Source organism: Nocardia sp. CS682 (genome assembly GCF_004634405.1).
Taxonomy (GTDB): domain Bacteria; phylum Actinomycetota; class Actinomycetes; order Mycobacteriales; family Mycobacteriaceae; genus Nocardia; species Nocardia ninae.
This window is the reverse complement of record NZ_CP029710.1, coordinates 7,475,059-7,489,988: the sequence shown is the minus strand read 5'-3', so window position 1 is coordinate 7,489,988 and position 14,930 is coordinate 7,475,059. Positions and strand designations below refer to the sequence as shown.

The window sequence follows — 14,930 nt, the reverse complement described above, 5'->3', positions numbered from 1 at the left end:
GCTCACGACCGTTCCGGCTCGATATCGAGAATCGACACCGAGACCTCGTCGACCGTCTGCCCGGTCTGCTCGAACACCACCCGCGAAACCTCCTGTTGCACCGCGTGACCGATCACCGCCGCGGCGCGCTCGGCCGAAATCACTATGTCCACTTGCACACTCAGCGCACCCGAGGCGCTGCGGCGCACCCGCACGCCCTCCGACGCCGCGGGGTCGGCGCTCGTCAGGCGCTGCTTGCCGACCCGCACCAACGACGAGACCAGCCCGCGCACACCGGGTTCGAGGCGGATGACGCCCGGCGTCGCGCACGCCGCCTGCGCGGCCACCGCGGCGACGACCGGGGCCTCGATGCGCACCTCGGAAACAGCATCGGTCGTCATCGCTGCGCGTCCCCCGTCTCGTCGTCCGCATAGATGTCGGCGACCACCAGGTCCAGCGTGGTGAGCACGAGACCGACCTGCGCGGCGAGCGCGGCGGTGACCCGTTCGCGCACCAGTGGCAGCGCGTCGCCGACGGTGGTGTGCCCGAACCGGATGGCCACGGCCAACTCGACCGCCACCTCGGTCTCGCCGTCCATCCCCATCCCGACGCGGCGCACCCGGCACTGCCTGGCACGTACGCCGGGCACCGAGTCCGCGGCGTAGCGCAGCACGGTGGCGACGGCTTGTTCACTCACCTCGACCGTGCCCGCCGCGGGGGTGGGCAATACCAGGGTCCGGCCGCGGCGGGCCTCCGCGCGCACCGCGGACATGATGCGCCCGGTCAGGTCGGGCGGCGGCGGGTCCGGTTCATCGATCAGTTCCTTGGTCGCCGCGCGCAGAGCCAGCAGGCTGTCCCTGGCCGACCGGCAGTGCGGGCAGGTCTTCTCGTGTTCGTCGCCGAGCCCCGCCTCGACCGCGTCGAGCCGGTCCCAGACATGTTCGATCTCGCGGCCGCAGGGCAGCCGGTAGTCCTGTTCTGTCGTTCCGTTCACCGCCATGGTTTCATCACCTCGGACAAATGGGCTCGTGCTCGGGCTATCCGGCCGCGCACCGCCGTCGTGTTCACTTCGACGATGTCGCCGATCTCCTCGTAGGTCAGCCCGTGCACCTCGCGCAACAGCCAGCAGGCGCGCTGTTCGGGCGTGAGCAGTTGGAGCGCCGCGTTCAGCGCCTCCAGTTGGGTGCTCACCTGAACGGCATGCTCGGGTTGGGTATCCGAGCGGGGCGATTCGGTGGTCTCCGGGTCGACCTCGACCGTCGGCCGACGCGCCCGGATCACATTCAAGCAGCGGTTGGTGGTCATCCGATAAAGCCAGCCGACGAAGGCGGCGTCATCGTTGAGCTGCGGCAGCCTGCGCCACGCGCCGAGGAATACTTCCTGGACGACGTCCTCGGCGTCGGAGCGGTCGGCGAGCATCTTGACCGCGAGGCGGAACATCTGTCCTTGATAGCGCAGCACTAGCTGCTCATAGGCCCTCATGTCGCCGTCGCGCGCCCTGCTCACCAGGGTCGCATCGTCAGGCGCGGTCTCGGCAACCGTTTCTGTCGTGGTCACAGCACCTCCTCCACCGCTCATCAGGTAGACACCGGGGATCGGAAAGCGTCACGTCCAGTATGACGTGATCGTTGTCTCAATGGTTGCTGCGTGCGCTTCGCTGGGGGGCCGTGTCTATACAGCGTGTGCATCCAACCCGGATGTGCCGCGACACAGCGGAGGTTTCGATGTCTCTGAGCGACAAGATCGGCAACAAGGTCGACGAGTTCGGCGGCAAGGCCAAGGAAGCCGCGGGCAACGCGACCGGCGACGACGACCTGCGCGCCGAAGGCAAGGCGGACCAGGCCGAGTCCGCGGTCAAGGGCGCGGTGGAGAACGTCAAGGACGCCATCGGTGACGCGGTGGACAAGGCGAAGAACGCGCTGGGCAAATAGCCCGGCCCGCGTGGCGTGCGGCCGCTGATCCGGCCGCACGCCGCCCGGCTCGAACAAAGGTATGACTGTGATCGATCATCGACCGACCAGAATCGCCGGTGCCGAACCGGGCACCGCACTGCTGGCCGCGGCCACCTGCCTGGCCTTGACCATCGGCGTCGCCGCCATGACACAGTCGGTCGTCGCGACCGTCGCCGCGTGCGCCGCCATCGTGGTCGGCCTCGTCGTTGTGCTGAACATCTTGTCGCACAAGGCTTGACGAGCTAGGGAGTGTAGAGCTCCGTGAGCTTCGGCAGGTCGTTGCTGCTGCTGCCGCCCGCGGCGAGCACGCGGCCGTCCGACAGAAGCGTGGCCGCGAAGTCGAAACGCCCGTAGCTCATCGGCGCCGCAGAGGTCCACGTGTCGGCGTACGGGTCGTACCGCGCCGTGGCGGTGAATGCGGCGTTGAGGCTTTGCTCGTCGCCACCGCCGAAGACGAGCACCTGGCCGGATCGCAGTGTGACGGCGTGGAAGCGGTCGCGGCCGAACGGCATCGCGGCCGCAGGCGCCCACCGTTCGGTGATGGGGTACCAGCGCTCGGTGGTGGCCAGCGAGTGCTTGTCGAACACCGGACCCGCGACCCATCCGTGACTCGTGCCGCCGACGACCAGCACACTCCCGTCGGGCAGCAGCACTGCCTGATGCATGGTGCGCGGCACGGCCATCGAGCCGGTCGGGGTCCACTTACCCGTTTCCGGATCGTAGACTTCACAGAACGCCAACGGCGCCACGTTGTAGTTGTCGACACGGATCGCGCCGCCCACCACCAGCACCCGGCCATCGGCGAGCAGAACCGCTCGATGAGCGTTGCGTGGATCGGTCATCGAACCCGTCGGCGCCCAACTGTCGGCGACCGGGTCGTACAGTTCGGCCGCGTTCGTCGTTTTGAGCGCCGTACCAGCCAGCCCTCCGGCAACCAGCACGCGACCGTCGGCGAGCACGGTGGCGGTGTGCAGACACCGCTCCAGCCCCATGTCGGTGCGGGTCGCGGACCACTTCCCGGTCACCGGATCGAATCGTTCCGTTGTCGCGACCGCGATCATCGGAAACTTGTACGGGCCGGTGATCCCACCCGCCGCGAGCACCGTCCCGTCGCCCAGGCGAGTGACGGTGTGCAATCGACGGCCGATGGCCATCGGTTCCGCCGTAGTCCAGGTGGCGGTCGCCGGGTCGAACAGCGCCGTGGCGGCGATCGCGGTGGCGGCCGCGTCGGCACCGCCGGCGAGCAGCGCCTGCTCTTCGCTCAAAGCGACCATGTTGTCGTCGTTTTCGAACCCGAGGTTGGCATCGGGCAGGTCACCGGCCATAGTCCAGGTGTCGGTCGCATCGTCGAGCGCTGTGCTCATTGTTCCCCCTCCGCCGGTGTGTAGATCTCGGTGCTCGCGGTGAGTTCCCAGTCGTCGGCGGACCAGTCGATGTGTTCGACGCCGCCGGTGACGAGCACTCGGCCATCGTCCAGCGCTACCGCGCCGAATCCCCAACGTCCCGTTGCCGTTCCGGTGACCGGGTGCCACTTCCGGGTGCGTGGATCGTAGAGTTCGGCGCTGCGGTATCCGGTGAGCAGGCCGAAGGCATTGGCGCCGCCGATTACCAGCACCCGCCCGTCCGGTAGTAGCACGGCGCGATGGAACAGGCGAGCGCACGACAAATCGCTCTCTCTGGTCCACGCGCCGGTGACCGGGTTGTAGCGTTCGGTCGTCCAATCGTGGTGCGCGTTGAAGACCCACCCCGCTATCCACCCCGACGAGCCACCGCCGGTGACGAGCACCGTGCCGTCCCGCAGCACCGTCGCCGTGTTGTCGAAGCGAGGGCGGGCCATGCTCCCGGTGGGCCGCCATGCGTCGGCCACCGGATCGTAGATCTCACAGAAGGCGAGACCGGTGTAGCCGGCACCGCCCACGTTGGCGGTGCCGCCGATCACGAGCACTCGGCCGTCGCGCAGCAGTACCGCTTGGTGCGCCGCTCGCGCGTCGTTCATCGGCGCGATCGAGGTCCACGTCTCGGCGTCCGGGTCGTAGATCTCCGCCGACGCCGAGGTGCCTGTCGTGCTCGACCGATCGGCGCGGCCACCCGCCACCAGCACCCGGCCGTCGGCGAGCCGAGTGGCCGAATGTGCCGTGCGCGCAACGGTCATCGTCCCCGCAGGCTCCCAGGTGCCGTCCGTCGGGTTGTAGCGTTCGGCAGTTGCCGAACCCGCGGGTGACACGCGCGGCGTGGGGAATCCGCCGACAGCCAGCGCCGTGCCGTCTGCGAGTGCGGTGAGGCTGTGCCCGGCACGTACCTGCGCGAGCGGACCGGTACTGGTCCACGCTCGCGCTACCGGGTCGAACACCGCACCGGCCGATACCGACGCGAACTTCGCGCCCTCGCCCCCGGCGACCAGTACCCGGCCGTCGGTGAGCAGCACGGCGTTCTCGTCCGGTGACTGCCAATTCACCGCTACCGGAAGATTTTTCGCCGGTGTCCAGGTCCCACCATCGGCTACCCGGCCGGACGCTTGGAACTCCTTTGTGCTGGAACGTGTCATGGCGTGTACACCTCCGCCGTCGTGGTGAGCAGGTCCTCGCCGAGGGTCGGGGCCGCCGGGCCGGACCGCACGACGCCGCCCGCGACGAGCACCTTGTCTCCCGGCAACGCCGCGACCGCCGCCGCCCAGCGGCCGACGGTCATGGTGGCGCTGATCGCCCAGGTGCCCGCAGCGCCGTTGGCGCCGGGTGTGTACAGGATGGTGTCGGTGTAGCCGGTGTCGAAGACACCGCTGTCGGTGCCGCCGATCACCAGGACCTTGCCCGAGGTCGGCAACAGCACGGCGCGGTGCTGGCTCAGCCCCCACGGCATGGCGGTGTCGGCCCGCCAGCCGCCGACGCCGTCGCCGTTGAGCTGGAACCGTTCGCAGGTCTCCTGGCTGTAGGGCTGGATCGTCGACGAATACGACGAGGTCGGGATGTCGCCGCCGGTGACGAGCACCGAGCCGTCCTTCAGCAGGGTGGCCTGGTGACCCTTGCGCGGCGCGGCCAGGCTCGCTGTTGTCGACCAGGTTCCGGTGTCGGGTCCGGTTTTGGGGTCGTACATTTCGCAGTAACCGAGCGCCGCGTATTGACCGCGACCGATGGTGATGACGCCGCCGACGACCAGAATCTTGTTGTTGGCCAACCGGATCGCTGGATGGCCGAGCCTGATGTCGTTCATCGGCTCGGCGACGGTCCACGTGTTCGCGGCCGGGTTGTAGATCTCGGTCGACCGCAGCGCCCGGTTGCTGTCGCCCGATCGCGCCGAACAGCCGCCCGCCACCAGCACGCTGCCGTCCGCGAGCAAGGTCGCCGAGTGCGAGAACCGCGGCTCGTTCATCGACGCGACCGTGGTCCAGCCGCCGCCATTGGCGGGGTCGAAAATCTCGGCCGTATTCGTGCCGCGCGCAGGGACCGTGACCGGGCCCGTAATACCGCCCGCGACAAGAACTTTGCCGTCGGCAAGCCGCGTGAGGGTGTGCAGCCTGCGGGCCGTGTTCAGCTGCCGCGCGGTCGCGGTCCAGGTGCTGGAGGCGGGATCGAACCGTGCCGAAAGAGCGAGTGGGTTGCGGCGGCCGTCCTCACCGCCGGCCAGCAGGATGGCGCCGTCGGCCGACATGACCGCGGTGTCGTTCGGCTCGGCCCAGAAGCCGGCGACCGGCAGGGTGCCCGTCGTCGGCGCCCAGCTGCCCGAAATCGCAGCGACAGCGGCATTTTCGGCGGCCGGATACCGGTTCGACGGGAATGGGCGCAAGCGCAATGGATCTGCTGGAAGTCTCATCAGTTCTTTCCCTTCACGGTGAACGGGCATACCAGGAGCAGGTCGAGGACGGCATCCGGATCGAGCCGTCCGTCGGCGGTGAGCAGGTGCGGGTCGAGGCCGGTGAGCGGGACGGTGACCCCCCAGTCCTGACCTCGGTCCTCGACTTCGGCGGTGATGCTGGGGAATCCGGCGCGCGGCATGCCGCCCAGCGTCGGGTCGGGCAGCAGTTTCACTGCGGGACGGCCGGTACCCGCGGCCAAGGTGGCGATCAGCGGCTCGCCCTCTCCGTAGTAGTCGACGAGCCGGGTGGTGCCGTCGGGCCCGAGGTCCCGGGAAAGCATTAGCACCAGTTCCGGTTTCGTCACGCTGTAGCGCTCGTGCCGAAATAGTTGCGGGAACCGGGATTTCGACAGCGTGAAGGTGGCCTTCGCGGTGCCGTCGGCGGGTGTGGCCAAGAATCTCTGCCATTGGTCGGCGAATTCGCGCCGGGCACTGAACACCCGGAGCATGCCCGCGCCGCCACCGGCGTGCACCCAGTCGTTGACCGCCTTGCGCAACTCGGCGCTGACCTTCTCCCCCAGTGCGATACCACCGTCGCGGGCCGTGTAGCGCAGGTGCAGTACCACATCGGTGATGGACTCGTAGTCGAACTGCCGGAACTCCTCGGGCAGCGACAACTGCCACTCGCTGATCGCGCCCGCACCCTCGAACGGCAGGAACCGCTCGTCGTGCAGGTTCGTCTCGAACAGGCCGGAGTCGTCCTGTCCGGTGCTGGTGACGATCGACTGCACCGGCCCGGTGAAGTCGCGAAACCGGATATCCGGGCCCGGCCGTTTGCGCGCGTACTTGCCCTCCGGCAAGCGCGGTTCGACCCGGACACTGCTCCGCGTCAGCGTCGCGGTGAGATTCACCGTGGTGTATGGCCCCACCACGCACGGCACCGTGACGCTGAGACTCTTGATCCTGCGGAAGTAGTGACCCGGGGTGTCCAGGTCGAACAGCACTTCGGGCAGCGTCACATAGCAGCGCCCGGTTTCCTTGAGCGCGAGCAGAGCGCGGCCGTCCAGCTGCGCCAACGAGATTCGCTTGGACAGCTCGAGCTCGCGAGCATTGGCGTCGAGGAACGCGGCGTCCATCCGATGCAGATCGGCGACCAGCCGCTCCCCCGACAGCAGACCCTTGTGCAGGCTGTCCCAGTACCCGAACTTGACGAAATTCGAGTCTTCGGTGCCCAATTCGTGCCGATAGGAGCGCTCGGCACGCTTTGCCACGTCATAGGCCAGCTGGTAGGTCTGGAAGAAGCTGGTCGACAGCTGACCGACCATCCAGTCGTAGAGCTCCCGGTTGGTGTACTTCCCGCGCAGGAACCGGTCGACTTCACGCGCCTGATCTCGCTGCTTGTCATGGTTGGTCAGCTCGGTATCGGCGATCTCCTTGCGCAGCGTCGCCGCCGCGACCTGCCGGTCGTACTGCGCGATCTCGATGTCGGCCTGTCCGGCCTGAAAGGCCCAGTCTTCGCCGCGCCGGTAATAGCCGCCCATGGTCGCGGCCAGACCCGCGCCCGCGCTCAGGATCCCGGCGGCCGTGCCGATGGCACCCGCGGCGTGGCTCAGCGAGTTGCTGATCTGGCTGCCGCCGAAGGTCGCTCCCGTGGTCGGCGGTGGGCCGACCTTGGCGTCCGGGAACAGCGCGGCCACCGACGCCGACGCCTGGAACAGGCCGCTCACGCCCTGCACGACCATGCTCGCGGTGGTGAGCGAGCGGTGCGTCTTCTCACCGTCGTTCATGAATTCGCGCTCGCTGTAGTACTTCTTCTTGTGCTCCGCGATCTGCTTGGACTTCTCCAGCGCGGCCAGCGCCTGATTCGCCTCGCTGACCTGGTGCACCCGCACGTTCCTTGCCGCGTCCAGGATGGCGCTCTCGTGGCCGGCCCGCAGCCGGGCCAACGCCTCGGCATCCCGTTTCTCCAGTGCCGCCAGCAGCGCCGCGCCGAACGACTTGACCTCGGCCGCCAGTTCCTTGGCCTTGGCCAGCATCGGCCCGAAGCGGTAGTGCGGCAGCGGCGCGTTGATGTCGTCGAGCACCGACGACAGGTCCAGTCCCGCCGCGACCGCCCGGACGAGCAGATTCGGGTCGATGACATTCCCGAAGGCGGGCAGCTTGCGAGCGACGCCATCGATGGTGCGACCGGACCGAATCTTGGACAACCGGTCGTCGACGAGATCCCAATACCCGAGCAGCTTTTCGTTGCGCGGAATGTGGAAGTAGTTGTACCAGGCCATTCCTGAGCCGATGGTGATGGCCGGTGCGACCGGGGCCTCGGTCGAATTGCCCGGCGCGATCAGACTTTCCGCCGCGACGACCGGGCTCACCGGACGGTTGCGGGTCGCCAGCTCGCGGAAGCTCTTGATAGGCGGCGGGGCGGGGTCTTTCACCTCTTCCGGCCTACGGCCGAGCAGTTCCGCGGCCAGGATGTACAGCTGCGCCGCCTGATTGATCGACTCGCCGGTGTCCTGGCGGAACAGCTGGTCGCCCCAGGCGATCAAATTGTCCAAGTACTTCATCACGACCGCCTTCTGATAGGCGGTTGTACGAAGCTGAGCGACTATGTCGGGCTGGAAGGGATTGCGCATCCACAGTCCGACCGCGTTGTGCTCACCGGTGCCCTGCGCAACCCGCCGCAGCACCTCCTCGATGCGCTGCTGGTAGTAGCCGCTGTTCGGCTCGGACGGGTCGCCCGCCGTCTGGAAGAACGGCTTGGTGCGCCAGAACCGTTGCGGCACCGGCTCGTTGCTGGTGTCCAGCGGGTCGAAGATGGTGTGGAACCACTTCTGCGCTTCCTCGAACTTCCGATCGATCGAGAGGCGCTCGGCGATCAGCAACGGCGAATGGAAAAACAACTCCCAGTTGTACGGCGCGTACGGGTCGGCCCGGTTGAATTCGACTGTCTCGACGGGCAGTTCGCCACCGATGTTCGAGTAGTCGGGATCGTATTCCGCAGCGAAGTCGAACGGCCCGCTGTAGAGCTCCGGCTTCGTCTGCAATTCGCGCCGATACAGTCCGACCGGTCCAGCCGAACCGAACTGGCCGGCAAACGATTTCGCATGCGGATGATAAAGCGGTTGGATGACGAAGTGGAAGTCGAAGATGAACTCCACGTGCGCCTGCAGCATGTATACCCGCTTGTTGTCGGTGTAGAACAAGACGTTCTTCCACATCTCGTTCATGTCCCCGATCCACTCCTGATGCGGGTGCAGCAGACGACGTTGCTGACCGGGCGGGGTTTTCCGCCAGACCGTGAGCGTCAGCGGGCTCCGCGGGTCGACCGTGTTGATGGTCGTGAAGGCGGTACCGCCGAGGTAGAACTCGTTGTATACCGTGCTCAAGACGGGGCGATCCGGTATCGGAGTCTGGTGCGGGTAGTGGTCGGGCTGGATCGTCGTCATGCCCCGGGCATTCACCGTCTCCCGTGCGTCGACCCGGAACCAACCACGCGCCCGCACCGGCGTTGGTTCGGTCTCCGGCTTTTCGCGGTACACCACGGCGAAGAACAAATCGCCCGCCGCATCGTCGGGAATCACGTACACCTGATATTGCGACAGTTCGTCGATGAACGAATACGGGCTGTGTGTAACGCTCAGTTGAGATTTCGCGGTCTTCTTGGCCTGCCACGCGCCGTTGATGAAGCTGCTCCAGTTGAGCTGGACCTTCATCACCCGGAGCGAATCCCGCATTTTGTCCCTCGGCGCGGGCATCTCGAACTCCACCGGCGCGCCCTCGTAGGTGGAGGTCAACCAGAACAGATAGAGCCGCTTGTTCCAGACGACCGGCAGCACGCTGTCGGTGTCGATGTCCAGGTCGACCTGCTGCCACGGCGTCCATCCCGAGCCCCCCGCCCGATAGACCAACTGGCAGGAGCGGAAGAAGTAACTCCGCGGGCTCGACTCGGTCCGGGCGAAGACGTAGAACACATTCGTGTTCTTGTCGTAGTACGTGCCGCAGGGGTGCAGTCGCGACACCTCTTCCAGTTGCTTCAGGTAGCCGCCGATCGCGGCTTCGCCGCTGCCCGTGTCGGATTCCTGCTGCATCAACTCGTTTTCGAGCTGCTTGAAGAACGGCGTCTTGTCCAGCCGCAGGTCGGGTTCGAAATAGTTCTCCGGGTACAGGAAGACCTTGTGGTTCGCCTCCCACAACCGGTACTGCTTCATCCACTCCCACACCCCGAGATCGCCGGGTGCGGCGAGGGTGACATTCGGCTCGAGGTCGAGCTGGATCCGCTGCACGAACAGCTGGACGCTGTAGATGGCCTGGGCGATCCGTGTGGTCAGTTGCGCGGCGCCCATGTCGACGTCGAGCAGGAAGTAGTCGTGCAGGCCGTACGCGTCGTGCCATTGGGGTGTGCCGTTGGCAGCCTGCACCGGGTTCGCCACCAGATAGGAGACCAGTGCGTTGCGCTGATGTTCGCGGATCGTGTCTTGCATCGGCGCGGCGATGACCGGCCAATCCCGCAGCGTGTGTTGCGCTTTCGCGGCCTGCCAGGCGGCCTGGGCGACCTCCGGGGTGAGTTCGGCGTGCAGCCAGGAGCCGAGGCGGTCGGCGGTCACACCGAGGCGGCGCAGCATCCGGACGGCGGTGTTGAGGACGGTCACCGCGCCGACGTCGAGGAAGCGCGCCCCCGCGGACAATCCGAGCAACTCGGCCAGCCCGGCGAGATCTCCGGCGTTCCAGCCGGTTCGGGCGGCTAGCACCGCGACGACCTCGGCGGGTGTCGCGTCGCGGCGGTCAGCGGTCTCCCACAGCAGTGCCAGTGTCTGGTTGCGGCCCGGCGTGGCGTTGCGCAGCCGGATCAGGTCCAGTAGCCGCACGAACTTGCCGAACAACGGTGCGGGCCCGGCAATCTGAGTCGACGGCAGGTCGTTGAGGTCGAGCCAGCCGACTCGATCGGCATAGCGGAACAGTGACGGTAGTTCGAGCGCGGTGATCCCCAGCTTCGCCGCGACCACTGCCACGCGGTGGATTCGAGCGAGTGAGCTGAACTGCTGCCCGAACGCCTTGCGGGTCATCGAGACTGCCCGATCGCTACTGACGTAGCTCGGTACCAGGAAGTCCTCGAGCACGGTCGACGAGGGCGTCGGCCGAAGCCATTCGCCGAGCAGTCGGTCGGCGGTCGCGGCGTCCAGTCCGATTGCCTGGCCGAGCTGCTGCTTGATGGTGATCTCGCTGAGGGTGCGCCGCAGCAGTGGGTTGAGCTTGCTCAACACGACACGGAATCTGCCTGCGGGGCCCAGGGTGTCGTCGGCGAAGAAGCTGACGGCGTCCCCGGCGGTCAGGAACGTATTACTGTCTCCTGCCGACAACGGAAGGTCTTGAACGGTAAGCAGGGTGGCGACCGCCGTGGCCAACCCCGCGCCGCCCGGTGCGTCCGTCAACGCTTCGGCCTCGGCCTTCGACAGGTAACCGCGAAGCTTCAGCGTGTGGTCGTTGATGTCGTAGAACACCTTGCCCACCAGAACTTTCGGGATCTGGTAGCCGACCGGCAGCTGCGGTAACGGCGCCGCGCAGACCGGAACTCGCAGGGCCTTCATCCGGGTCCGGACGAACCGTCGCGGCGCGTCGTACAGTTCCTCCACCGCGCCGATATACGCCGCGTTCCCGGGCAGCACCGCGCGCAGTTCGATGCGCTGGGCGTTGGTCATCGGGCCCGCGAAGACCAGCAGGCGATCGTCGCGGTGGTAGCGGATCGGCACCTTCGGCGGGAAAACCACCTCGTCGGGCAACGACTCCACACGCGCGGTGTACGTGACGGTTCCGAGCAAGGTGGCGGCAGCGTCCTGGGCGAGCGCCGGTTCCCAGCCGAGCTGGGCAAGGTGCTTCTTGGTCAGGTCGCCACGCTCGTCGAGGGTTTGCGCGGTCTCCAGATACACCGTCTGCAAGGCCGACCGCAGCACGGTGAGGATGCTCGCCAGTGTCTCGTCATCCGGAATCACCCCGCCCTGCGGCGGCAGCGTGGCGGTGAGCACCGCATCCACCTCAGGGATGGTGAATCCAGCATCCTGAATCGCCGCCACCGCGTCCAGGAACTGTTCGGTGACAACGGTTTGCGCGTAGATCGGCACGGGCGGTGCGGTGTCGATCAGAGTTGGCGGACGCACCGGGGCGCCACCGGACACCTCGCCCTCGACACCGATGGCGAACGCGGGCAACGGCTGTCCGACCGTCGGCAGCATCGGCGCGCCACCGAGCACCTCGTTCTCCACCGGCCCCCTGGCGAACACGCCCGCCAGAATCGGGAAGGGGCCGCCGCCGCCGTAGAGTTCGATGAGCCGCAACAGATCCGGGATGGACAGCGACAATGCGGAGGCGAGAGTGACCGTGCGCACCAGCGCCGACAGGTTGGCCAGATTCGCTACCCGGTTGGGGATCACCGCGCGGGTACCGGTGGTCAACGCGGCCAGATCCTCGTCGGTCAGTTGCAGCACCGCGAGCAGTGCCGCGGTCACCGTCGGGTCGGTGATGTCACCGAGCACCGACAACTCGGCCCGATCGGCGCGCAGCGCGAATGGATTCCGTGTGCCAGGCACCGTGGTCACCACCGACGGGTCAAGGAACATCCGGTCGTAGAGCGGCGGTTCGGCGTCGGTGCGGTAGATGTGGGTCGCCACCGTGTTGTAGAAGGTCGACACCTGGTCGACCGAGAGATCCAGGCGCGCGGTGATTTTACGCATCGCGCCGATGGTTCGCAGCGTCTCCCGGTTCAGCTCGCCTCGACTGTTGCTGCCGAAGATCGCGCGGTCCAGCGTGGTGGCGGACCAGCCGAGTGCGCGCTGCAACCGGACGAACCGATGGAGTCGGTCGAGGGCGCCGTGGTCGAGGCCGACGAGGGTCATCTTCGTGGTGTCGTACGGTGAACGCGCGTCGGCCTTGATCGACAGGGCGGCACCGGGATTGACGAACCTGGTGTCGAGCAGCTCGGTCAACTCGCCGTACCGCAACGAGCCCGCGTCGAGCAACGACCGCACATCACCGAGCACGGTGAGGAGATCGGTGGCAGGCGGCTTGCCGTAGAAGTCGGCGAGCGTGCGTGCCGGGGTGAGCGGCTCGCCCGCGACGATCTGTGCGGCAACAGTATTGAGCCCGAGCCGCTCGTCGGCACGCAGGGTCGGGGAATCCTGCGTGGCGCCGATGGTTTCGAGCAGTGATACCCGGGTGACCCCCATACTCGCCAGGTAGGAGCCGGTTTGATCGCGCCACAGGTCATACGGCAGATCCCAGGGGTACACGGCGGTGCGCAACTTCTCGTAAGCGCCGTTGTTCACGTGCTGCGGTTGGATCCGCAGCGTCGCGGCGTCTCCGTCGCTCTGTCGCAGCTTCGGCGGGATCGCCGTGGTCGGCGCGACGGTCGACTCCAGCAACTCGTTGATCAGATCGACACAGGGCAGCTCGAGGGTGGTGTTGTCGATGCTCAGGTCGACGTCGACCAGATCGCCGCGTCGTGCGTAGAGCACATCGGCCACGGTGCCCTCGTGCCGGTCGTCGCCCCCGCCGAGCCTGCGCAGGAAGTACAGCAGGTCGACCAGGTACGCGGCCTGGCCGTACACCGAGTGTGCGTCGTCGAAGGTGCCGTAGTCGACGGAGCCGAACAGCTCTTCCCAGTTCGGAATCGGGTGTGGCGCGGCCGGGTCGGCCGGTGCGAAGCTCGGCAGCCACGGCACGTCGAAGTGGGCTGCGGTGCGGTAGTCGGCGATCAAATTGACCGCGCCCGCGTGCACCTCGGTCGCCCTGGCGTGGATAGCGTGCGCGTCGGCTTCGCCGATCTCGTCGCAGACCGCGCTCGCAAAGGCGTCGCGAGCCAACCGGGCAACGGCGGACGAAGAGCCGAACCCGTTGTCGCGCAATGACTGCATGGCGTCGAAGCGGCGGGCGACCTTGAATGTGCGTTGGATCTCGCCGAGTTCGTCGCGCGCTTGCTCGTCGGGGACGGTGGCCGAGTTGACCGGCGTGCCGATGATCTCGAACTCTGGGTTCTCGGCGAGAAATCGGCTTGCGGCCGTTTCCGCGTGTTCCGGGCGGGACGATAGTTCGTAGGCGATGTGCGCGGTTGGATAGGTCTCGATGACTTTGCTTCGCACGGTGTCCGCGTACCTGGTGACGTGGTCGGAGTCCGACAGTGCCAGCGCCGTGTCCGAGCCAGTAATCGAGGCTCGAAGTTGCTGCGGCACACCGTCGGTCTGCTCGATCAGCTCGTGCCATGCGCCGTCGAGGCGCACCAGGTCGCGCAGGTGTCCGAACTCGCCGCTGTCGAATCTCGCCAGCAGTTCCCCCAGCAGTGGTGGGTTGTCACCGATCAGCCCGCGGAGTTCGAACGCGCGACGCAGCCGCGCGGTCTGCGGGTCGTCCACCGACTCGGCCGACAACGGGTCGCCATCGAGGTACGCGGCGTACATCCGCTGGCGGGCGTCGGGTTCGGTCACCGCGGCGGCGAACAAAGCGCCGACCGGCGACACCGGAACGTTTGCCGTCGGGTCGACGGTAGCCCGCACCTGTTCGGTCCGGAGAACGGCCGCGAACGCGGCTGCTCCGTCGGATGTTTCGATGAGATCCGCGGCCGCTGCGGCGTCCACCGCGGCTTCGATCTCGGCGGGCGAGCGCGCGGAGAACTCTGCCAGATCACGCGGCAGCCCTTGGCGCAGTGCGCCATAGAACAGTTCGGCGGACAGGCCTGTCACCTCGGCGTGCCGGGTGGCGGTGGCGAGATCCTCGATCTGCTCCCGGCTACGGCGCGTGGCCGCGGCCAGCGGGCCTATGTCAGCGGTGCCGAGGCCACCGATCGTCGCTCCGTCGAGCAACGGGGTGACCGCCGCGCGCACAGTCGTGTACTCGGTCCTGCGATCGACGGGAAGATGCAGATCGATGACGACCTCACCAGTGCCCGTGGGTTCGCGGCTGGATTCCACAGTAGGTCCGCCGTTGTGCGCGGCCCGGACGATCACGCCGACCGACCCACCCACCGCCGCGTAGTCGATGCGGTATCGGCCGTCGGCGCCGGTCACACTCTCGCCGACCGGCGCCTCCGAACGCAGCCTGCGCTCGGCTACGCTCACCATCACCCCGGCGACTGGCAGACCGTCCTGGTCGCTGATCGTGCCGGTGACCGAGTCTGTTTGCCCGACAACCTCGTTGGATGTCATCGATGTCCTCATTCCGCTGTTG

9 protein-coding genes are annotated in these 14,930 nt (G+C 67.3%); 2 read left to right on the top strand and 7 right to left on the bottom strand.

What is annotated here, in order from left to right; genetic code table 11:
* Window positions 1–2 precede the first annotated feature (2 nt).
* From DMB37_RS33895 to DMB37_RS33885, 3 genes are read right to left on the bottom strand one after another with little or no spacing between them, the layout of a single operon-like run.
* Window positions 3–380, bottom strand: coding sequence for an Asp23/Gls24 family envelope stress response protein (locus DMB37_RS33895; protein WP_135236155.1), 378 nt, complete (start codon window positions 378–380; stop codon window positions 3–5).
* Window positions 377–979 carry an Asp23/Gls24 family envelope stress response protein gene (locus DMB37_RS33890; RefSeq protein WP_135236154.1) on the bottom strand — a complete coding sequence of 201 codons (603 nt, stop codon included), beginning with the start codon at window positions 977–979 and terminating at the stop codon, window positions 377–379. The genes DMB37_RS33895 and DMB37_RS33890 overlap by 4 nt, the downstream gene beginning before the upstream one ends.
* The gene (locus DMB37_RS33885) at window positions 970–1,536 is read right to left on the bottom strand and encodes an RNA polymerase sigma factor (RefSeq protein ID WP_206055064.1); all 567 of its coding nucleotides are present in this window, start codon (window positions 1,534–1,536) and stop codon (window positions 970–972) included. The genes DMB37_RS33890 and DMB37_RS33885 overlap by 10 nt, the downstream gene beginning before the upstream one ends.
* Before the next feature lie 167 nt (window positions 1,537–1,703).
* Between DMB37_RS33885 and DMB37_RS33880 the strand changes: the two genes are divergently transcribed.
* Together DMB37_RS33880 and DMB37_RS33875 are read left to right on the top strand one after the other, a co-directional pair.
* Window positions 1,704–1,910 carry a CsbD family protein gene (locus DMB37_RS33880; RefSeq protein WP_135236152.1) on the top strand — a complete coding sequence of 69 codons (207 nt, stop codon included), beginning with the start codon at window positions 1,704–1,706 and terminating at the stop codon, window positions 1,908–1,910.
* A 61-nt stretch (window positions 1,911–1,971) separates the two neighbouring features.
* Entirely contained in the window at window positions 1,972–2,169 is a 198-nt protein-coding gene (locus tag DMB37_RS33875) for a hypothetical protein (RefSeq protein WP_135236151.1), read from the top strand.
* A 4-nt stretch (window positions 2,170–2,173) separates the two neighbouring features.
* Here the strand turns inward: DMB37_RS33875 and DMB37_RS33870 are convergent, their stop codons facing one another.
* Genes DMB37_RS33870 through DMB37_RS33855 form a run of 4 tightly spaced genes read right to left on the bottom strand, consistent with a single transcriptional unit; the run spans window position 2,174 to window position 14,908 of the window.
* Window positions 2,174–3,295 carry a kelch repeat-containing protein gene (locus DMB37_RS33870; RefSeq protein ID WP_135236150.1) on the bottom strand — a complete coding sequence of 374 codons (1,122 nt, stop codon included), beginning with the start codon at window positions 3,293–3,295 and terminating at the stop codon, window positions 2,174–2,176.
* On the bottom strand, window positions 3,292–4,476 hold the full coding sequence (locus DMB37_RS33865; protein ID WP_135236149.1) for a kelch repeat-containing protein: 1,185 nt from the start codon (window positions 4,474–4,476) through the stop codon (window positions 3,292–3,294). The genes DMB37_RS33870 and DMB37_RS33865 overlap by 4 nt, the downstream gene beginning before the upstream one ends.
* Complete coding sequence (locus DMB37_RS33860; RefSeq protein WP_167769016.1) at window positions 4,473–5,738, bottom strand: kelch repeat-containing protein; 1,266 nt, start codon at window positions 5,736–5,738, stop codon at window positions 4,473–4,475. The genes DMB37_RS33865 and DMB37_RS33860 overlap by 4 nt, the downstream gene beginning before the upstream one ends.
* Complete coding sequence (locus tag DMB37_RS33855) at window positions 5,738–14,908, bottom strand: neuraminidase-like domain-containing protein (protein ID WP_206055063.1); 9,171 nt, start codon at window positions 14,906–14,908, stop codon at window positions 5,738–5,740. Before DMB37_RS33855 ends, DMB37_RS33860 begins: the two co-directional genes overlap by 1 nt.
* Window positions 14,909–14,930: the final 22 nt, after the last annotated feature.

Bases quoted from the DNA above. Each gene is read 5' to 3' on its own strand.
- DMB37_RS33895 (WP_135236155.1), bottom strand. From the start codon at position 380: ATGACGACCGATGCTGTTTCCGAGGTGCGCATCGAGGCCCCGGTCGTC.
- DMB37_RS33890 (WP_135236154.1), bottom strand. From the start codon at position 979: ATGGCGGTGAACGGAACGACAGAACAGGACTACCGGCTGCCCTGCGGC.
- DMB37_RS33880 (WP_135236152.1), top strand. From the start codon at position 1,704: ATGTCTCTGAGCGACAAGATCGGCAACAAGGTCGACGAGTTCGGCGGC.
- DMB37_RS33875 (WP_135236151.1), top strand. From the start codon at position 1,972: ATGACTGTGATCGATCATCGACCGACCAGAATCGCCGGTGCCGAACCG.
- DMB37_RS33870 (WP_135236150.1), bottom strand. From the start codon at position 3,295: ATGAGCACAGCGCTCGACGATGCGACCGACACCTGGACTATGGCCGGT.
- DMB37_RS33865 (WP_135236149.1), bottom strand. From the start codon at position 4,476: ATGACACGTTCCAGCACAAAGGAGTTCCAAGCGTCCGGCCGGGTAGCC.
- DMB37_RS33860 (WP_167769016.1), bottom strand. From the start codon at position 5,738: ATGAGACTTCCAGCAGATCCATTGCGCTTGCGCCCATTCCCGTCGAAC.
- DMB37_RS33855 (WP_206055063.1), bottom strand. From the start codon at position 14,908: ATGACATCCAACGAGGTTGTCGGGCAAACAGACTCGGTCACCGGCACG.